We start from the raw sequence: 21,334 nt of genomic DNA on the forward strand, positions 1-21,334 counted from the left end.
TCCAAGACGGACACATCCTCTCAAAAATCATTGTAAGGACTTAACTAAAATGTGTCCATGAAACTATACTAACTCCAACAGAAAATCAATCGTTAGAAACATAGAGTGAAGTTTATATTATAATAAAGTTATTAGTTTTTATTTAAACATATTTGTTTTATGATTGTTTTAGAAGATGATACTGTATAAATCCTTATACTTTCTCATAAAATATATAATAAAAGGGGTTTATTATGTTTAAAATGGAAGAAATTACTCTATACGACTCCTTCACTATAGTGAAACCCTATACAACTTTAATGGATATAAAGAATAACTTTTTAAAGTATGATTTTGTAATCATTTCAGCGAAGGAATACTACATTGTTTCAAAGAATGAATGCAATTTTCTGGCATTAATGGATGATTCACTGTCTGTAATCGAGTGGATTGAAAAGGTAAAGTGGACTCCCTCTACCATTTCTACAATAGATGAACTTTCTATGCTACAAACTGATTGGAGCAGACCGGTCCTGATTAAAGATCCGGAAAAAGAAGGAATTAGTGGAATCATAACTGCAAACCAATGGGTCCAACTGCTGGAATTGAAAAATGAGGAGCTATCCGCATACTTTTCTACATTGGCGGAAACCATTAATGACGCAGTCACAGCTGTGGATCAAGAGGGGAAAGTCATCTGCTGGAATACCGTTGCCGAGGGAACATACAGCATTAAACGTGAAAATATCCTTGGTCAAAAGATTGGAGAGCATTTTCAATCAGAGTCCATTATATTGCATCGTATATTAAATGAGGGACGTCCCGTTCGCGGGGCTTATCATCGCCCTAATAATGATAATCACGTATTAGTAAATGCCTCCCCAGTCATAAAGGATAATACAGTCATTGGAGGCATTGCAACGGAACATGATATTACTCAAATTGTTCGTTTAAACGAGGAACTTGATTCTTCGTTACCGTTGCTTATCCATCAGGACAACCCTTTTTCCTCTATTATTGGAGTAAATGTAGAAATTCAAAAGGCCGTGAAGATAGCGCAAAAAGTTGCCTACGCAGACATTCCGGTTCTGTTAACCGGAGAACCGGGTTCAGGAAAAGAGATGTTAGCACAAGCTATTCATTACGGCGGTTCAAAGCGAACCGGCCCTTTTGTATCTATTAATTGTTCAGCCATTCCTTCCACTCTTTTGGAGATTGAATTATTTGGATATCAAAAAGGAGTTTATACAGCAGATAAGAAGACGGGGAAAAATGGAAAAATTGAACAATCACATAATGGGACATTATTCATTGAGGAAATTGATAAAATGCCATTAGACATTCAAGAAAAATTTCTGCACTATTTAGAACATGGATCATTTTATCGTGTAGGGACAACGGAATTATTGACGACACATACACGTGTAATTGCCTCTACATCTCAGGCATTAGAAGCAATGGTAAAGGAAGGGAAATTCAACGAAAATCTTTATTATCGCTTAACTGTAATTAACATTGATATTCCTCCTTTACGTGAAAGGCCAGAAGATATTGTCAAATTAGTTGAACAGTTTGTGCAAGAGTTCAGTTCTAAGTATAAGAAACCAGTTCCGAAAATTGGATCGGAAGTTATAACTATATTAGTTAACTATGAATGGCCAGGAAATGTCCGTGAACTTCGGAATGTTGTGGAACGTGTTATCCTTCTGAATGATGAAAATATTATTAAAAGCAATCATCTTCAAAAAAACATAACTAGTAGCTATTATGTTCATAATAGCCTTATCTCATGCCCACAAGAAACATCATTTCAGGAAGAGGAAAAAGAAGAGTTATACATGATTCAAGAAGCCTTAAGCAAGACATATGGAAACAAAAGTGCGGCTGCCAAATTACTCGGCATGTCCAGAGGAACGCTCTACAATAAGATTAAAGAATACGGATTAAACTGATTTATTTTTATTTTGCATTTTATTATGCCCCAGTTACGCTCTCTATCGAAACTTTTGTTATCACAGATAACAAAAAAACGAGAGCTAGTTTCTGGAAAGACTGCTTTGATAATATCCCCTTAAGGTAGACCGTGTAAAAAGACCACAAACAATCGTGGAAAATACACCACTACCTGGAGGGGATTTCATTATAGGCTAAAAAAGGGAAAAGTTCGAGAAATATTCAAAGGAAAAAAATGAAAGCTGTACAGATGTATTTGAATGGGGAAGGCAGCAATGAAACGAAGGATACCAATTCAATTGAAAGGTATCAGAGTGAGATTATTATAAAGTACAGGCTGAAAAAAGCGTTATGTAAATCTGTAAATGGAGGAACCCAGAATCATGTTGAGAAGTACAGAACCATTCTCCATTCGGATCAAGGCTTCTAATGCACAGCCCATGCATACAATCTACGACTTCAATATCTTGGCATTAAATGAAACCAACATGATAATGTCTTAGTGGAATCGTTCTTTCCCCATTATAAATAAGAGATGTTGAATCAAAATCATTTTTAAAAACTGGGAGGATATCTATTATTACAGCTAAAAACGATTCCAAAAACGACTCAGCCACCGAGCTCCGAATGAATATCGAATCTCGATGACTGTAGTCTTTTATGACTGTCTACTTGACAGGGGTAAATCAAATGACTAATCTGAGTTGGGATTTTTTAATGCGCCAGCCCGTGTCTAATTTCAAATAGCGTCCATTATTTATGAGGCATTTTTTTCTTTGTTCGTTGATAATAAATCCGATGGTTTCTTTTTCTTTAAGACAAAGAAAGAACCGACAATCAGGATAGTGAGAAGTAGCGTTAAAAAGAATTGTAAACGTAAGGAATCAATAAATGCCATCGAGATAAATATACTAGTGATCGTAATAATCGTGGCATATGTTAAATAAGGAAATAACCACATTCTGATCTTAAGTGCTCCAGGATTTTCTTTTTCGTATTTTCTTCGCATACGTAACTGAGAGAAGGCAATCACTAGATAAACAAGAAGGGCTACACCTCCGGAAGCATTAACTAAAAACAGAAATACTTTATCTGGAGAAACGTAATTGAATCCAATACTGATATAAGCAATAACGGTACATCCTAAAATCGCATTCATGGGTATCCCCTTCTTATTTACCTTTAAAAACATTCGGGGAGCATCTCCATTTTTCGCCATCGAAAATAACATACGTGAGCTCGTATAAATACCAGAATTCAAACAAGAAAGCACTGCCGTCAAAAGAAGGAAGTTCATGATTTGAGCTGCAGCTGGTATATTTAAAAGTTCAAGGACAGAAACAAAAGGACTTTTCATCAAACTGGTAGAGTCCCATGGAAGAATTGTTACGATTATTAAAATTGAACCTAGGTAAAAAGTTAAGATACGATAGATAACAGTATTTGTAGCAACCCTCATGGCTTTTTCAGGATGTGAGGTTTCCCCAGCTGCAGTAGCCACGATTTCACTCCCCATAAAAGAGAACATAACAAGGGCAACTCCTATAAACACAGAACTTATTCCAGATGGCAGGAATCCACCTCTATGTAGAAGGTTTGAAGTACCAGGTGATTCTATACCTGGTATGAAACCGAATATAATGGCACCTCCAAGAATTAAAAAGAGAACAATACTGACAACTTTGATCATGGACAGCCAATACTCAAACTCACCAAATGATTTAACAGAATAGATGTTAGTTAGGGTTAATAAAAAAGTAAGCATAAGGCTGACTGACCAAGAAGGCAAAGAAGGAAACCAATATTGAATAATTGTCGCACCTGCTATCGCTTCAACTGCAATGGCAATTACCCAGAAAAACCAGTATAACCAGCCAATCGTGTACCCGGCCCATGGGCCGATCGCTTCCCGGGCGTAAGTGGAAAAAGAGCCACTTGATGGATTTGCCGTTGACATTTCCCCAAGCATCCGCATCACCAAAATTACCAGTAATCCTGCTAGCGCATATGAGAAAATAGAACCTGGCCCAGCCGTATTAATTAACGGGCCGCTTCCAACAAATAACCCAGCACCGATGATTCCTCCGAGAGAAATCATGGTAATATGCCGAATTTTCAACTCTTTTTTTAATTCAGGTTGTTGATGATTCATATCCTACATCCTCTCCATAACGTAAAAACCAAAAAAATTAAGGGGATTCAAATCTTTCAAAAAAATAACAGAAAGTGATAACCCTTAAAACAAGAAACAAATCTTTAACAATTCTTCCTCTTTTATTTCTTCTACTTATTAGAATTAAAAATTTAAAATGCATATAGACTCCAAATAAAAGATGAAAAAATATTAAGAATTATATGATAATACATTTTGTGCATATTTGTCTATTTATTTCCCGGAATGGAACATAAACTAAACACTTATGTATACTTTAAAGTTATTTATAAAACTTAAATCAAAAAGCGAGCTCGTTCCGTTGTTATGATTGAAGGCATTCCTACAGCCATTTACATACTATGTGGTTTAGAAGCTTTGCAATTGAAAAAAACGGGTTAATAGGTGGTGAACTCTCCCCAAGATAAAATGAATTCACCATATACTGTTTAGATTAGCTTCATAAGCTAGTATAATAATCTGTTTTTTAAAAAATGAATATTAAATTGAACAAAAGTGTTTAATTTTAAATTATTTAGACAATTTTGTTAAAAGTAGTATACAAAAGTGTATAAATGGAATTATAATATGTTCATATTAAGTTTTTGAATATTATTTTTATTATAAATTTTCCGTTAATGAAGGAGGAGATATTGGATTAGCGAACTTTTTTCACAAACAAAAGTAAAAGAAGAAATTAGAGGCAGCAACTATCAGTTGAAAATTATTCATACTTTTAACTTAAGATGATGCGCTATTACATCGGTTATACAAATTTATTTTTTAAGGGAGAGAAAAACATGATTACAACAAATAATACGGACATTCAAACATATAAACACGAACCATTTACAGATTTTACACTTGAAGAAAATAAAAGTGAATTTAAAAAAGCTTTAGAGGTTGTACAATCAGAGCTAGGAAAAAATTATCCACTTGTCATTGGAGAAGAATTCATTACAACAAATGAACAAATTGTATCGATAAATCCAGCAAATAAGGAAGAAGTAATCGGTCGAGTTTCTAAAGCGAATAAAGAATTGGCCGAGAAGGCAATGCAAGCAGCATTGTCTACATTCAACACATGGAAAAAAGAAAAACCAGAAGAACGTGCTAACATTTTATTTCGTGCCGCGGATATCATTCGTCGCCGCAAACATGAATTTTCAGGCTATCTAGTTAAAGAAGCTGGAAAGCCATGGAAAGAAGCTGATGCAGATACGGCTGAAGCCATTGATTTCCTTGAATTCTATGCCCGTCAAATGATGCATTTAAAAGACGGAGTACCTGTAAAAAGTCGAGATGGAGAAGCAAACAAGTTCAACTATATTCCACTGGGTGTAGGTGTCATCATTTCTCCATTCAACTTTCCATTAGCTATTATGGCCGGAACGGCAGCTGCAGCGATTGTTGCCGGAAACACGATTCTTCTGAAACCATCAAATACCACACCAGTGATTGCAGCGAAATTCGTTGAAGTCATGAAAGAAGCAGGTCTTCCTCATGGCGTACTTAACTATATTCCAGGAGGGGGCGCGGAAATAGGGGATTATCTTGTTGATCATCCGAAAACTCGCTTTGTTTCCTTCACGGGTTCACGTGAAGTTGGCTGCCGCATTTATGAACGCGCGGCAAAAGTGCATCCGGGTCAAATTTGGTTAAAGCGTGTGATTGCCGAAATGGGCGGAAAAGATACTGTAGTCGTAGATAAAGACGCGGATTTGGATGTAGCGGCCGCTTCGATTGTTTATTCTGCTTTTGGATTCTCCGGACAAAAGTGTTCGGCTGGTTCACGTGCGGTGGTACATCAGGATGTTTATGACGAAGTCCTTGAAAAAGCAGTGGCATTAACTCAAGATTTAACGAATGGCTGCCCTGAAGATGTAAATACCTATATGGGACCCGTCATCAGCCAGGCTTCTTACGATAAAATCATGAAATATATTGAAATAGGAAAGGAAGAAGGCAAGTTGATGACTGGTGGAGAAGGGGACGACTCCAAAGGGTATTTTATTGAACCGACCATCTTTGCGGATATTGATGAAAAAGCACGTCTGATGCAGGAAGAAATTTTTGGACCTGTTGTAGCTGTTTGTAAAGCGCGCGATTTCGATCATATGATGGAAATAGCGAACAACACGGACTACGGCTTAACGGGTGCGTTACTTTCTAACACTCCTGATCATATTGAACGAGCAAAAGAAGAATTCCACGTAGGTAATCTATACTTTAATCGCGGTTGTACAGGAGCAATCGTTGGGTATCATCCGTTTGGTGGGTTCAATATGTCTGGAACGGATTCGAAGGCAGGGGGCCCTGATTATTTGATTCTGCACATGCAAGCGAAAACAACTAGCGAAACACTTTAATAAGGGCTGGGGCAATTTAAAAAGGTTGCCCCATTTAATAAAACAAGGACATGCATTTAGGGGGATATATTCATGCTGGCAGATGTTTCAAAAAATATTTTTCTTCACGCTTCCAACAACAAAGCGTTAAATAAAGCTGCGAAAAAATGGGGCCTTCGATTTGGGGCTTCCCAAGTTGTGGCAGGAGATACTATCAAAAGTGCGATTAAGAAAGTTCAAGAATTAAATGAAAAAGGCTTGATTTGTACACTGGATCATTTAGGGGAATTTGTTTCAAGTAGAATAGAGGCAATAGAGGCAACGGAATACAACGTAAGAACGTTGGAAGCTATGGGGAGTGCAGGAGTAAATAGTAATTTATCTGTAAAAATGACCCAACTTGGTTTGGACATTGATCGGAATTTTTGTGTTCAAAATATGTGTCTAATACTTGAGGCAGCCAGGAAATACAACAATTTTGTCAGAATCGATATGGAAGATCATGCACATTGCCAAATCACGTTAGATATCCTGAGAGAATTACGCGAAACATATGATAATGTAGGAACAGTGATTCAATCCTATTTATATCGAGCGGAACAGGACGTAAAAGAATTAAAAGGAATTCCCCTTCGTTTAGTTAAAGGAGCTTATCAAGAATCTCCTTCTGTGGCTTATCAAGAGAAAGAAGAAGTAGATAAAAATTATATGAGAATCATTGAAGAGCATTTGCTGAGTGGCAGCTATACGGCGATTGCTTCCCATGATCATCGTATCATTGCCAGTGTAAAAGAGTTTGTTCAAAAAAACAATATTCCACGTAACCAATTTGAGTTTCAGATGTTATATGGATTTAGGACAGACATGCAATTAAGTTTAGCTAAAGAAGGATATACAATGCGTGTGTATATTCCTTTTGGTAACGACTGGTTTGGTTATTTTATGCGTCGCTTGGCAGAAAGACCACAAAATATAGCTTTTGCCCTTAAAGGTTTCTTTTCTAAATAATTGATGGGTTTATTAAAATGGGTGAAGATACCATAGAAAGTTATTTTATGTTAGCGTTCGTTTCTGGGAAACTAAACAGATAGGTACAACCACTCTTTTTAAATAGAAAAATATAAGCATAAATCTTCTCTGAAAGCGCACAGTGAAGGAATAATACGATCCCGTCCTCCCTTGACCGGTGGATTCACCCAGTATGAAAAATCTGGATCCTACCAAGAGAATGAAAACAGTTTACTCGAGCAGGAGGAGCTTTTAATGCTTCGTAAAGAGCTTGAGCAACAGCATATGGTGAATGATATTTTAAAGCAAGCTTCGTATTCTCGGAACACTAGGCTACATACGCCGATAGTGTTTTAAGATTAAAAAGCGCAAAATTGTATCATAATATAACCATATACTAAAAGTTTACATAGGTGATGATTTCAGGTCCCATGTTTTAGGAGGACGGGTTTATAGAAGCGAAATATTGCAGAGAATCAAGGGTCATAAGAACGAGTCGTATATTTCCAAATGATGTGAACAATCATAATACATTATTCGGCGGCAGATTGATGAGTGATGTCGATCAAGTAGCATCGATTTCTGCAGCACGTCATAGTCGGAGTGAATGTGTAACTGCTTCAACAGATTCAGTTGACTTTTTACATCCCATACGTACAACAGATTCAGTGTGTTTTATATCTTATGTGGCATGGACAGGCACATCTTCAATGGAGGTTTTTGTGAAAATTATTGCTGAAGATTTAAAAAGCAGTGTTCGTAGAATTGCAGCGACTGCTCTATTAACATTTGTTGCACTAGATGAACATAAACGTCCCACACGTGTTCCAAATGTTATTCCGGAGACAGAAGAAGAAAAAAAATTACATGAAACGGCCTTAGATCGAGCAAGTATGCGGAAACAAAGAAAACAAAAAAGCAAAGATGTGGCTATGTTTTTAAATGTAGATTATCCTTAACTTTCATCACCTGCAAGGTAAGAGGCAATCCTTATCAATATCGTTCAAGTTGAAAAGCCGGGCAATAAGCAAGTGAAGCATTAGATTTACTAGTTCAATCCAGTCTTTTCTCCGGCTATCGTTCTCAGCAGAATGATTGGTCTGGCCTACAAAGGGACGAGTTCGTTTTCATCCGGAAGTAACTGCTTTATCGAAGTAAAGGCGGTTTGCGATCCTCCCGTATCATGCCCTCCCCTGAATTAGATCGGTTAATTCGAGGGTATGTGGGAGCGATTAGTAAAATGTTGGAACAACCAAAGATATTATGGTTCTGGTGGAATGGCGGCATCATAGTTTGAATGGCTGCAAAACGATCAGGCTATTATTGGACAGGAAAAATGGCATGGTCATTCTTTTCAAAAGATATCATCCATAGCACAAAATTAATAAATAGATATGCGTCTAGCTGCTTACATGGCTCGGTGTAAGTATGATATTTGGAATTTCTAATTCATTTCAATAGAAAGAGAGGGTTTTAAGGTGAAAAAAGTTATAGAAACTGTCTATAGTCCTTGTTGTGGAAAAGTTGAAAACATATTTGTTAGTCAAGGCTCTTATGTATATGAATGGGAAAAACTAATGGTAGTTCATACAACGGACAATAAAAAAGTGGAAATTGAGACTAGTGTAAGTGGTCATGTTGTTTCAATTGAAGTAACAAAAAATCAAAATGTAAGTAATGAAACAGTGTTAATTCAGTTACAGGATGATTTATTAATCACAGGAAGTGATTGATAAAAAGGTCCAAAGGGTTTTTAGGATTAGTATCCTGAATATGAATTTTTCTAAACCAGAGTCTTGTAAAGGCACGCGTTCAATATTTAGAATATTCAGTGCATTAAACAGAGTAAAGCGGAATAAATGAATTAAGCAAGAATTTCAAATTGTTAAAAACGGAGTAATCCTATTTTTTATAATGATAGAAAAGTGCTAGTTAATGAACATATGTTTAAAAAGCTCTACGATATGGTAGAGTTTTTTAATTATAGAAATCCTCCGTTCTGGTGCAATAACCTATCGCAAGAAACATAGGGCGATTTTTGCAAAAAAGATACTTTATTGTATTGTTCTTTTTTACGTCAAAGGAGTTCTATGGATTAAACATAAATATATAGGCTAGTACCTGTGCTTTAAGGAAAATTGGGCAAAAGTCAAACACCACCCGCAAATACACACATAGACTACTATATTGTAGGATATGTGTGTATTTTGATTGAATAGAATATAAAAATGAATGAACAGTTCTTTAGAGAATTGTGAAGGATTCGCAATGGTGATTGTTTGGTGACCCGTTTATGGGCGCATAACCATAATGAGGCAGGATTATTGTAAAAAGTAATCATTAAAGATGGATATTTCTTATTTAGAAAAAATTGATAAATTGATTGGGGATTTATCAATTCATATTATTATTTGCACAACTATACTAAAAATGCCGTCCGTACATGCGATCTAAGCAAGATTAAGAAGCAATCAACCGAGTAAATATATCCCAATAATAACCCCGATAGAATATTTAAATAAAACAATTAACCAAAAACATCATCAAGTAAAATGCTGTCTTTCTGCAAAACCATGAAAATATAGTTTGTGGAATATTATTAAATATTTTCCTGTACAGAGGAGATACTACCAAGAGCAAAGGTTAGAAAGGAAGACAGTATGGATCATATACAAATGGCCCGTACGATGTTCGGGACGAATATGGCTGTACATATCATATTTGCAACGATTGGCGTCGGGTTGCCGATGATGATGTTGGCAGCGGAATTGATGTATCAAAAGACAAAGGATTTACAGTATGTCGTCATGGCTAAACGCTGAACCAAAACATTAGGGGGTTTGCTTGGGGTCGGCATTCCGACTAGTACGATTGCGGGTGTGCAACTGTCACTATTATGGACTGGGTTCATGGAAGTGATTGGACGAGTCCATGGATTTTGGCGCTGGCTTTTGGGCAGACTTACATTAAAAAGGAAGAAACCAATGCTAAGAAGATAGCGAATAGCTATTTATCACCAACTTGGGAGGTAACTAATACTTTTGTCGTTGGTCTTGTTATCGCTATTTGCAGTTTATTTCCAGATGCAGTATTCCCGATTGGGGAAGCCTTGATCGTTCCCGCAAGCCTAATCTTGGTCCTATTATGTATTATGAGTGCATTCTTGGTCTTCTCGCACAGCTTAGACAAAAATGAAAATTTTTCTAAGCAGGGGGGTATGGGGTGCCGCGCCGCGCCGTTATAGCGATCATCATTATTTAATCGGCAGTTATGTTTATGGCATCGCACATTTACCTTATATCATTTTTCCAAATGTCACGATCCTTTCAGGATTTACCGACCCGACTTCATTCCGTGCCGTGTTTGCCACATATATAGTGGGCTTTGTGATATTGGTGCCAGGTTATTTCTGGTCCATCTTCATGAAAGATCAGCGCCGAAAGTTAAAACGGAGACAAATGTCAAACTAGTTCATCTTGGAAAAGAGAGGTTATCACTATGAAAATGTTAGACCTGCTAAAATATGCGGTTTTAGTCATCTCACTCTTTTTGAGCTATCAAGCGGTTGAAGCACATGATAAAAATTTTCAGGTCGATGGCACCTATATTTCAACAAAAAGAGATGTAACAGGTGACCAGAAAATAGACATCATCCAGGTTCAGGGTTTGCCATATGAGGAAGGAAGCAAGTTCCTGAAGAAAATTGAGTTAAGTGTGGAAAGCAATCGCCGTACAATCAGCGTCCCGCTTGAAGCTGGATATAATCCAGACCTCAAGGTTGCCGACTTGAATGATGATGGGGTCCAGGATGTATTGGTCACGGTTTTGATGGAAGGTGGAGAGCGGTTGATAACCAGTTATGCCTATACGTTCAAGGATGGAAAAGCGAAGGAACTGGAAATCCCTCCACCCGTTCCTGTAATGGCCCAATTTCTTGACGGATACAAAGCGGAAATCATTATAGAAGGTCAAAAGCCTGTGGTGATAGATGTCAGTTCCAGAAAACAAGCTTATGATGAAATGGGCATTTATCTAAATGGAAAACTAAATGAACCGACAGAGCTTTTGGTTGATCCCTACTCTTCACTGGACCTCAAGACCGTTTTGGGAAAAGGAAAGGGGTTTATAGGGATCCAACATGTGAAAGGTTCCGATGAACGTGATTCGATCCTGGAAATCAAATCGGTATGGAAGTATAACAATGGATGGCAGCTTGTAAAAGCCCAGGTTAAGCCAGTCAAGGCGAAGAATAATAAATAGTCAAGTGTGAATGGTAAATTGTTCAGACATATTAAATAAAGCAGGTTGACAGCTCTTGGTCATGAGGGCTGTTTTTTGTTTATATTTAAAATTGACAATTTTTAAATATTTGGTAAAATCTAAATAAATCCAGTTTATACATAATCAAACTTTCTTGCTGGGTTAAATGTAAGCGGATACAAGGGGGTGCAGACTTACGGAGTTAAAAGAAAAAATAATCGAAACATCGTTGACACTCTTCGAACAGCATGGTTTTCATGGTGTCTCCGTTAACGAAATCGTCAAGGCATGCGGGACTAGCAAGGGTGGATTTTATCACCATTTCTCGTCCAAAGATGAGCTTTTATTTGTCATTCATGATTACTTTATTTCATATGTTTTAACTAAAGCACAGGAAGCCATTTCAGCAAGTACCCATCCAACAGAAAAAATGCAAAAGATCATTCAATCTTTCGTTAAAGTTTTTGACCTCTATAAACCACACATCTCAGTTTTCTATCAAGAAAGCATTTACTTAAAACCACCTTATGTAGAAGCAATCAAAAAAAAACGTCAAATATATAAAGAAATTATTTTTTCCGTCATCAAAGAAGGCATTGACAAGGGAGTGTTCCGCAGCGAATTACCGGTTGAAATTACCGGGATGTCGATTCTGGGCATGGTGAACTGGTCCTACAAATGGTACAAAAGGGACGGCGGAAAAACCATAAATGAAATTGGTGATATTTACGTAGATTTAATTCTACAGGCACTATTGACGAATAAACAAAAAGAAGAGGAAATAACCCGGCCATTTTTACTGAAAAACCAATTGGTTGTGGATTAAACAGTAAAACCTGAATTGTACAGACCAACTAGTCGGTCTTAATAGAAAGGGGAATGAACAAATGGATTTCTCACTTACGAAAGAACAACAGATGATTAAGGAAATGGTTAGGGAATTTGCTGAAAAGGAAATTAAACCAATTGCCATAGAATTGGATGCAAAGTCCATGTTTGCGGAAGATGCATTCAAAAAAATGGGGAAACTCGGGTTGCTTGGAATTCCGTTCCCTGAAGAATATGGCGGCTCGGGTGGAGATACGATTTCGTATGCCATTGCAGTTGAAGAGGTTGGCAAGGCATGCGGAGGAACCGGCTTAAGCTATGCAGCAGCCGTTTCACTTGGAGCAAGCCCAATTTACTATTTTGGAACTGAAGAACAGAAGCAAAAATATCTGGTTCCAATCACGACCGGTGAAACTTTGGCAGCTTTCGGGTTGACAGAGCCTAATGCGGGTTCGGATGCTGGCGGTACGAAAACAACTGCCGTATTAGAAGGTGATGAATATGTGATTAACGGCGAGAAAACATGGATAACAAATGCCAGCTATTCAAGAACCATTACCGTTACCGCTGTATCGGGCAAAGATTCCAGGGGCAAGAACATCATCTCCGCATTCATCGTGCCAACGGATACCCATGGGCTTACGATCAATAGCAATTATGAAAAAATGGGAGTTCGGGCTTCCAATACGTGTGAAATCATTCTGGATAATGTCCGGGTGCCAAAGGGGAATTTATTGGGAGATCCAGACAAAGGGTTCAAACAATTCTTATTCACGCTTGATGGAGGAAGGATTTCCATTGCAGCTTTGGCCGTCGGTATCGCTCAGGCTGCCTTTGACAGAGCTTTAGCTTTTTCTAAAGAGCGCATTCAATTCGGTAAAACCATATCAAATTTCCAGGCCATTCAATTCAAGCTGGCAGACATGGCGATGGAAATCGAATTGGCGAGGAATATGGTATATAAGGCTGCATGGTTAAAAGACAATAAAAAACCTTTTGCAAAGGAAGCGGCATACGCCAAGCTTTTTGCAAGTGAGACCGCGTTCAGGGCCAGCAATCAAGCGATTCAAATACATGGCGGTTCTGGATACATGCGTGAATATGAAGTGGAACGCTATTTAAGAGATGCTAAGTTATTGGAAATCGGGGAAGGCACATCCGAAATTCAAAGGATCGTAATCGCCAGACAATTAGGCTGTTAATCTTTTCGGAACGAAGATGAACAATGATGCTTGGGTTCAATCAGATGGGAAGCAGATGTTATCCATACAGCAAAAAGCGTTCATTCTTACTTTTATTTGATAGGAGGAGTTTGATGTCCGATTTGCTAGATGTTACTATCGGAAAACTGCTTGAAAAGACAGCTGAACAATATGGTGATAATGAAGCGGTGGTTTACCATGAACTTGGCCTTCGTCATTCGTATCGCGAATTTGAAAAGATTTGCCGAAAGGCGGCCCGGGGGTTCATGGCACTCGATATTAAAAAAGGGGAACATATCGCCATCTGGGCGTCCAATAAACCAGAATGGCTTATATCCCAATTTTCGACAGCGAAAATGGGCGGGGTGCTGGTAACGGTCAATACCAATTACCGTACAAGTGAACTGGAATACCTGCTTAAGCAATCGGATTCGACGACGATAATCGTGATGGAACAATATAAGGATCATTCCTATATAGATACGTTGTATGAAATTGTACCTGAATTGAAAAATGCCGAACCAGGAAAATTACAATCTGAGAAACTGCCAAAATTGAAAAATATCATCGTTTTGGGTGAAACGCGTTATCCTGGCACGTTTTCGTGGGATGAAGTCATTAGCGGGAGCGAATCCGTTTCGGAAGAGTTGCTGGACCTGAGGATGGGGGAATTGTCTTCCAGTGATGTGATCAATATGCAATATACATCTGGGACGACAGGATTTCCAAAAGGAGTGATGTTGACGCATTCAAACTTGGTCAACAACGGCTTGAATGTTGCGGAATGCATGAAGCTTACAAAGGATGACCGGCTTTGCATCCCCGTTCCGTTTTTTCATTGTTTCGGCTGTTCCCTTGGTACGATGGCCTCTGTTACTGTAGGGGCAACGATGGTGCCTATTGTGGAATTTAATCCACGTGTAGTCCTACAGACCGTTGAAGCAGAAAAATGTACGGGGCTCCACGGTGTACCTACGATGTTCATCGCCGAACTTAATCTCGATGACTTCGACCAGTATGATTTACGTTCGTTACGGACTGGAATCATGGCAGGCTCCACGTGCCCGATCGAAGTCATGAAAAGCGTGGTGAATAAGATGGGGATCTCTGAAATTACGATTACTTATGGTCAAACGGAATCATCTCCAGGAATTACGATGACAAGAACGGACGACCCAATCGAACTTCGTGTTTCCTCAGTGGGAAGAGCATTGCCGAAAGTGGAAGTGAAAATTATCGATCCGGCAACTGGAGTAGAGGTCCCACGGGGCAAACAGGGGGAACTCTGTTCAAGAGGATACCATGTAATGAAGGGGTATTATAATAACCCGGAAGCAACTGAACAGGCGATTGACCGGGAAGGCTGGCTACATACGGGAGATTTAGCGGTGATGGACGAGAATGGTTATTGCATGATAACAGGCAGGTTGAAAGATATGATCATTCGCGGGGGGGAAAATATTTATCCCCGTGAGATAGAAGAATTCCTCTATCAACATCCTGCAATTGTCGATGTCCAGGTACTCGGTGTCCCAGATCGGAAGTATGGGGAAGAGGTAGCGGCATGGATCATTTTGAAACCGGGAGAAAACCTTACGGAGAAAGAACTGACAGAATATTGCAAAGGGAAGATATCATTTCATAAAATTCCCCGTTACATTCAATTTACCGATGCATATCCAATGACTGCATCCGGAAAGATCCAAAAGTATAGGCTTAGGCAACAAACTCTTGACCTACTATCGGAACGCACCAAATAAGGAGGATACCGAATGATTCGAAAAATTCTTATCGCAAATAGAGGAGAAATAGCATCACGTATTATTCGTACATGCAAGAAGTTGGGAATACTTACTGTCGCCGTCCATTCGGAAGCAGATTCGGATTCGCCATTTGTGGAATTGGCAGATGAGGCATATTTATTGGGGGGCCCGAGAGTACAGGAAAGCTATTTAAACGTCAATAAGATTTTAGAAATCGCTAAAGAAACCGGAGTGGAAGCCATTCATCCTGGTTACGGATTTCTTAGTGAAAATGCAGATTTCGCACGTTCATGCGAAGAAGCAGGCTTGATATTCATTGGTCCCAAACCAGAGGTCATCCAGCAGATGGGCAATAAAGTCGAAGCACGGAAAAAGATGGAGCAAGCGGGACTTCCATTGGTGCCAGGATTTTCACGTCCATTAATAGATAGCGCAGAAGCGGCAGCCGTTGCTGAAAGGATTGGATATCCAGTCATGTTAAAAGCAGCAGCAGGCGGCGGGGGAATCGGCATGCAGGCCGTTGCTAATGAAGAGGAACTTTACAAAGCCTTCGAAGGGAATCAAAAACGTGCTCAATTGTTTTTTGGCAATGGAGATATGTTCATAGAAAAATTGATTGAGAAGCCTCGTCATATCGAAATTCAGGTATTGGCGGATTCCTTTGGGAATGCTGTTTACTTATGGGAAAGGGAATGCTCCGTTCAAAGGCGCCACCAGAAGGTCGTGGAAGAGGCTCCCTCTTCTTTCCTTGACGAAGAAACAAGAAACAGGATGGGAATGGCTGCTGTGAAAGCGGTAAAATCCATTGGTTATAGCAATGCAGGTACCCTCGAATTTTTAGTTGATGCGGATAAAAATTTTTATTTCCTGGAAATGAATACACGCCTACAAGTTGAGCATCCTGTCACCGAAGAAATTACGGGACTGGATTTAGTCGAACAGCAAATTAAAATTGCATCGGGCAACAAACTGGAATTCACTCAAGCAGAGATTAAAAAGGATGGACATTCCATTGAAGTGCGAATATATGCTGAAGATCCGAAAACCTTCTATCCAGCACCGGGGAAAATCACCAGCATGGAACTTCCGGAAGGTGAAGGGATCCGTCATGAATTGGCGGTTCATGGAACTTCCGTCGTATCCCACTTTTATGATCCGATGATCGCCAAATTGGTAGTGAGCGGCGATTCGAGGAATAAAACGATCAAGAGATTAATAGAAGCGCTGGCAAACTATAAAATAGAAGGAATTAAAACAAACCTTCCTTTGCTGATGGAAATAATTTCTCATGAAGCTTTTTCCCAAGGAGATACGACTACGGATTTCATTGCGAAATATATTAAAAAATTGACTGTATAACGCATATTTTAAAAACATAATGATCAGGAGGAATGTAAGATGGCAGAATTAAAGGCAAGCATGGCAGGAAGCGTTTGGAAAATCGTAGCGAGCGAGGGGCAAAGTGTTACCGACGGACAGGACATCATTATCTTGGAATCCATGAAAATGGAAATCCCCATTGCAGCTGAGGAAGCTGGCACCATCAAAGAACTTAAAGTGAATGAAGGGGATTTTGTAAATGAAGGCGACATATTGGCCGTCATTGAATAAAGGGACGGAGGGGTAAGATGAACTGGCCTGAAAAAGTGACAATTAAGGAAGTTGGACCGCGTGATGGGCTGCAAAATGAAAAGGTCATTATACCTACGCAAAGCAAAATGGATTGGATCGATCAGCTCTCTGATACAGGATTATCTTATATAGAGGTGACTTCTTTCGTACATCCAAAATGGATTCCCCAATTGAGTGATGCGGCCCTTGTGGCTAAGGGAATAAAGCGCAATCCCGGGACCACATATGCGGCCCTTGTACCCAATCAAAGGGGTCTGGAATCGGCCCTTGAAGCCAATATCGATGAAATTTCCGTGTTCATGTCATCCAGTGAAACCCATAATCTTAAAAATATCAATAAATCGATTTCCGATACCTTTCCAATAATGAAGGATGTCATCGGGACTGCAGCAAAAAGCGGGAAAACGGTTAGGGGCTATGTTTCAACCGTTTTCGGCTGTCCTTATGAAGGGGAGGTTTCGTCCGAACAGGTTTTCCGTGTTTGTGATCAACTATTTGACTACGGAATCAGTGAGGTCTCATTGGGTGATACCATTGGGGTCGCGTCACCAAGACAGGTTGCCTTGTTCCTTGAACAGGCTGTAAAAAGATATGATATAAGCCGAATTGCCCTCCATTTTCATGATACAAGTGGCATGGCACTCGCAAATGTACTCCAATCACTGGAATATGGAGTGGACACTTTCGACTCTTCTCTCGGTGGTTTGGGAGGATGCCCATATGCACCAGGTGCGAGCGGCAATGTGGCTACGGATGACCTGATTCATATGCTACATAAAATGGGAATTCACACGGGAATCAATCAAGAAAAACTAATGAAGGCTGCGTCCATGATGCAAAGCTTTTTGGAAAAACCATTGCCTAGCCATCAGATGGCTGTATATAACGCGCAATAAGTTGAATTGAGGTGAAACGATGACTTCATTAGTAGAGATCAGTCATGATGCCAAGGGAATTGCCATCGTGACTTTGAATCGGCCGGATGCTGCCAATGCATTATCCACCGAATTGCTTCATTGCTTATTCGAAGGGCTGGATGAACTGAAAAGAGAGTCCAATTTACGAACCGTCATTTTAACGGGAGCTGGGGAAAAGGCGTTTTGTGCAGGTGCGGATCTTAAGGAACGGGCTGGGATGAATGATGATAAAGTCAAGGAGACAGTCAAACTGATTGGTGACACGATTACGGCTGTAGAAAACCTTCCAGTCCCAGTAATCGCTGCAATTAGCGGCCCGGCTTTTGGAGGAGGGCTGGAGCTGGCGCTGGCCTGTGACATACGAATCGCATCGGAAACGGCAAAGATGGGACTGACAGAAACGGCATTAGGAATCATCCCAGGCGCCGGCGGTACTCAACGCCTGCCCCGTATAGTCGGAATGTCAACGGCGAAAGAACTGATTTATACGGCGAAGAGATTGGACGCAAAAGCGGCACTTGCCATGAAAATCATCAGTCATGTATATCCACCACAACAATTACTTGAGGAAGCGAAAAAACTGGCTGGGGAAATTGCGGTCAATGCCCCATTAGCACTCAGGGCAGCAAAAGCGGCTATCAATCAAGGGGCTGATACTAACTTGAAAACAGGATTGCAAATTGAAAAAGACTGCTATCAGACAACTTTAAAAACCCGTGACCGACTGGAGGGTCTGTCAGCATTCAAGGAAAAGCGCAAACCGGTATTTACGGGTCGATGATTTCAATTGAAGGAGGAACATGGATGGTAACGACGGATAAACTAACCGAAACGGTTGAAACGATTAAAAAAGGCGGTTTAGAAAAATATCATCAAAAAAATGCTGAAAAAGGAAAGCTTTTCGTACGTGAACGGTTAGAGCTGCTTTTTGATGAAGGGGTTGAAATAGAAGACGCTTTCTTTGCAAATTGTGCCAGTGATGGTCTTCCCGCAGATGGTGTGGTTACAGGTATAGGAAAAATCAATGGTCAGAGGGTCTGTGTCATGGCCAATGATTCGACCGTAAAAGCAGGTTCCTGGGGAGCAAGGACCGTCGAGAAAATCATTCGCATTCAGGAAACAGCTGATAAGTTGCAGTTGCCCCTCCTTTATTTAGTCGATTCTGCCGGTGCTCGAATTACGGATCAAGTAGAAATGTTTCCGGGACGCCGCGGTGCAGGACGAATCTTTTACAACCAAGTAAAGTTATCGGGAAAAGTTCCGCAAATTTGTCTATTGTTCGGACCATCTGCAGCGGGAGGGGCATATATCCCAGCTTTCTGCGATATTGTCGTAATGGTTGACGGTAATGCATCGATGTATTTAGGATCACCGAGAATGGCAGAAATGGTCATTGGCGAAAAGGTTAGCGAAGAGGAAATGGGCGGGGCGAAAATGCATTGTTCTGTTTCAGGATGCGGGGATGTGCTTGTTAAGTCAGAAGAAGAATCCATCGCGTTTGCACGCCGATACTTAAGCTATTTTCCAGGAAATTATCAAGAAAAGCCTAAAGCCAAAAAGCCTGAGCTGCCAGCTGAATTCGAAAAAACATTAGAAGAGCTGATTCCAAAAAACCAGAATGCAGCCTTTAATATGTACGACCTGATCGATAGGATTATAGACAGGCAATCGTTTTGTGAAATCAAGAAGCTATTTGCCCCCGAATTGATTACCGGGCTTGCAAGGCTAAATGGACAGACGATTGGGATCATAGCCAATCAGCCGCGTGTCAAGGGAGGCGTCCTTTTCCATGATTCAGCCGATAAGGCGGCCAAGTTCATCAATTTATGTGATGCTTTCCATATACCGCTGTTGTTCCTGGTGGATATTCCAGGATTCATGATTGGAACGAAGGTCGAACAGGCAGGCATCATTCGCCATGGTGCGAAAATGATTTCGGCCATGAGTGAAGCCACGGTCCCCAAGATTTCTGTCATTGTCCGAAAAGCTTATGGTGCTGGACTCTACGCGATGGCTGGTCCCGCTTTTGAACCGGACTGCGTACTTGCCTTACCGACGGCATTGATTGCGGTCATGGGGGCAGAAGCTGCGGTCAATGCAGTCTATGCCAATAAAATCAATGCGATGGAAGCGGAGGATCGCCCAGCATTCATCGAACAGAAGCGCAATGAATATAATGAAGACATTGATATCTACCGCTTAGCCTCCGAGATGATTGTTGATGGCATCATCCAGCCAAATGACCTGCGTGATGAATTGAGCGCCCGGTTTGAAGCATATAGCAGTAAACAATTGACATTTACCGATCGTAAACATGGAGTCTATCCAGTCTAATGAATTCAAGAAACAAGTCCGGTCATCATGACCGGGCTATTTATCATGTATGAAAATAAAATGATTTTTCAAATAATAAGAAAAATTTTCTTATTTAGAGTTGCTAAATCACATAAGGAAGAGTACTATAATTAGTAATTATTGATTTACTAATTACTCAATTCATACTTAGTGAAAGAAAGTGAGCGTTGCCATGGTTCAGCAGGAAAAAAAGAAATATATAACTCCAGATGGATACACAGCAGACATTGCGATCTTTACTATTACTTCGCAGAAAACGGCAGAGAAAGCGCCGCCTGAAATGTTTTTAAAGCTATTGTTAATCAAACGTGCGACGAAAGATAAGGAAGGACACCCAAATGTTGAAGGAGATAAATGGGCATTGCCTGGAGGCTTTGTAAATGCTAGGGAGACTGCTTATGAAGCAGCTAAACGGGAATTAAAAGAAGAAACGGGCGTAGCTGGATTCCATGTCAAGCATTTCGGTGTTTATGACCGCCCAGGGCGCGATCCCAGGGGATGGATCATATCCAATGCTTTTTACGCCATTGTCCAGGAAGATTTTCTCAATCAAAGAAAAGCGAATGACGATGCAGCTGAGGTTGAATTGTTCACGATACAGGAAGCGTTACAATTAGAGCTTGCATTTGATCATCATACAATCATTAACGACGCGATGAACTTACTGAAAAAAGAAATGGTGCAAACGACGATAGCCCAAAAATTCCTGCCGGATGAATTTACACTTTCTGAACTGCAACGGGTGTTGCTGATAGCTAGAGATGATGCAAAAATCAGCGCGGATTCACTTTTTTATGCAAAAGCCCCTAAACTCCCCTTCTTGGAGAAAGTCTTGGATGAAAAGGGTATCCAGAAGAAAACAAAACGGAATTCGTATCGGCCTTCACAACTTTACCGATTTAATGCAGAGATTGTCATGGACTCTATTTATTATTAA

The 21,334-nt window shown here is 39.9% G+C and carries 17 protein-coding genes and 2 pseudogenes; 18 read left to right on the forward strand and 1 reads right to left on the reverse strand.

Annotation, left to right across the window (positions count from 1 at the left end; genetic code table 11):
* Positions 1-233 precede the first annotated feature (233 nt).
* The gene (locus ACFX4X_RS10530; RefSeq protein WP_377383298.1) at positions 234-1,931 is read left to right on the forward strand and encodes a sigma-54 interaction domain-containing protein; all 1,698 of its coding nucleotides are present in this window, start codon (positions 234-236) and stop codon (positions 1,929-1,931) included.
* Between the two features lie 758 nt (positions 1,932-2,689).
* Here the strand turns inward: ACFX4X_RS10530 and ACFX4X_RS10535 are convergent.
* Positions 2,690-4,084 (reverse strand): amino acid permease, encoded by a 1,395-nt coding sequence (locus tag ACFX4X_RS10535; RefSeq protein ID WP_377383299.1) that lies wholly within the window; start codon positions 4,082-4,084, stop codon positions 2,690-2,692.
* 800 nt (positions 4,085-4,884) lie between these two features.
* On the opposite strand from ACFX4X_RS10535, the gene pruA reads away from it, so the two are divergent.
* The 17 genes and pseudogenes from pruA (at position 4,885) to ACFX4X_RS10620 (ending at position 21,334) form a co-directional block, all read left to right on the forward strand.
* On the forward strand, positions 4,885-6,453 hold the full coding sequence (pruA, locus tag ACFX4X_RS10540; protein ID WP_377383301.1) for an L-glutamate gamma-semialdehyde dehydrogenase: 1,569 nt from the start codon (positions 4,885-4,887) through the stop codon (positions 6,451-6,453).
* Between the two features lie 72 nt (positions 6,454-6,525).
* Entirely contained in the window at positions 6,526-7,440 is a 915-nt protein-coding gene (locus ACFX4X_RS10545) for a proline dehydrogenase family protein (RefSeq protein WP_377383303.1), read from the forward strand.
* Between the two features lie 452 nt (positions 7,441-7,892).
* Positions 7,893-8,399, forward strand: a complete 507-nt coding sequence (locus ACFX4X_RS10550) for an acyl-CoA thioesterase (protein WP_377383414.1) — start codon at positions 7,893-7,895, stop codon at positions 8,397-8,399.
* A gap of 519 nt (positions 8,400-8,918) precedes the next feature.
* Positions 8,919-9,173 carry a biotin/lipoyl-containing protein gene (locus ACFX4X_RS10555; protein ID WP_377383305.1) on the forward strand — a complete coding sequence of 85 codons (255 nt, stop codon included), beginning with the start codon at positions 8,919-8,921 and terminating at the stop codon, positions 9,171-9,173.
* A 927-nt stretch (positions 9,174-10,100) separates the two neighbouring features.
* A pseudogene (locus ACFX4X_RS10560) lies at positions 10,101-10,370 on the forward strand (cytochrome ubiquinol oxidase subunit I); the annotation flags it as partial.
* Positions 10,337-10,684, forward strand: a complete 348-nt coding sequence (locus ACFX4X_RS10565) for a cytochrome d ubiquinol oxidase subunit II (protein ID WP_377383307.1) — start codon at positions 10,337-10,339, stop codon at positions 10,682-10,684. The pseudogene ACFX4X_RS10560 and the gene ACFX4X_RS10565, both read left to right, overlap by 34 nt.
* A gap of 10 nt (positions 10,685-10,694) precedes the next feature.
* Positions 10,695-10,910: pseudogene (locus ACFX4X_RS10570) on the forward strand (cytochrome d ubiquinol oxidase subunit II); the annotation flags it as partial.
* 28 nt (positions 10,911-10,938) lie between these two features.
* Entirely contained in the window at positions 10,939-11,700 is a 762-nt protein-coding gene (locus tag ACFX4X_RS10575; protein ID WP_284470860.1) for a hypothetical protein, read from the forward strand.
* A gap of 214 nt (positions 11,701-11,914) precedes the next feature.
* The gene (locus ACFX4X_RS10580) at positions 11,915-12,526 is read left to right on the forward strand and encodes a TetR/AcrR family transcriptional regulator (RefSeq protein ID WP_377383416.1); all 612 of its coding nucleotides are present in this window, start codon (positions 11,915-11,917) and stop codon (positions 12,524-12,526) included.
* A gap of 61 nt (positions 12,527-12,587) precedes the next feature.
* A complete protein-coding gene (locus ACFX4X_RS10585; RefSeq protein ID WP_284470859.1) occupies positions 12,588-13,730 on the forward strand; it encodes an acyl-CoA dehydrogenase family protein in 1,143 nt (380 codons plus the stop codon).
* Between the two features lie 122 nt (positions 13,731-13,852).
* Complete coding sequence (locus tag ACFX4X_RS10590) at positions 13,853-15,490, forward strand: AMP-binding protein (RefSeq protein ID WP_284472073.1); 1,638 nt, start codon at positions 13,853-13,855, stop codon at positions 15,488-15,490.
* A 12-nt stretch (positions 15,491-15,502) separates the two neighbouring features.
* A complete protein-coding gene (locus ACFX4X_RS10595) occupies positions 15,503-16,852 on the forward strand; it encodes an acetyl-CoA carboxylase biotin carboxylase subunit (RefSeq protein ID WP_284470858.1) in 1,350 nt (449 codons plus the stop codon).
* A gap of 39 nt (positions 16,853-16,891) precedes the next feature.
* Positions 16,892-17,104, forward strand: a complete 213-nt coding sequence (locus ACFX4X_RS10600) for an acetyl-CoA carboxylase biotin carboxyl carrier protein subunit (RefSeq protein ID WP_089363871.1) — start codon at positions 16,892-16,894, stop codon at positions 17,102-17,104.
* A gap of 17 nt (positions 17,105-17,121) precedes the next feature.
* Positions 17,122-18,021, forward strand: a complete 900-nt coding sequence (locus ACFX4X_RS10605) for a hydroxymethylglutaryl-CoA lyase (RefSeq protein WP_377383310.1) — start codon at positions 17,122-17,124, stop codon at positions 18,019-18,021.
* A 19-nt stretch (positions 18,022-18,040) separates the two neighbouring features.
* The gene (locus ACFX4X_RS10610) at positions 18,041-18,823 is read left to right on the forward strand and encodes an enoyl-CoA hydratase (RefSeq protein WP_377383312.1); all 783 of its coding nucleotides are present in this window, start codon (positions 18,041-18,043) and stop codon (positions 18,821-18,823) included.
* A gap of 23 nt (positions 18,824-18,846) precedes the next feature.
* Complete coding sequence (locus ACFX4X_RS10615) at positions 18,847-20,376, forward strand: acyl-CoA carboxylase subunit beta (protein WP_167555981.1); 1,530 nt, start codon at positions 18,847-18,849, stop codon at positions 20,374-20,376.
* Positions 20,377-20,569: 193 nt separating this feature from the next.
* Positions 20,570-21,334 carry an NUDIX domain-containing protein gene (locus ACFX4X_RS10620; protein ID WP_089363868.1) on the forward strand — a complete coding sequence of 255 codons (765 nt, stop codon included), beginning with the start codon at positions 20,570-20,572 and terminating at the stop codon, positions 21,332-21,334.

The organism is Peribacillus sp. YIM B13481, assembly GCF_042787985.1.
GTDB lineage: Bacteria > Bacillota > Bacilli > Bacillales > DSM-1321 > Peribacillus > Peribacillus simplex_A.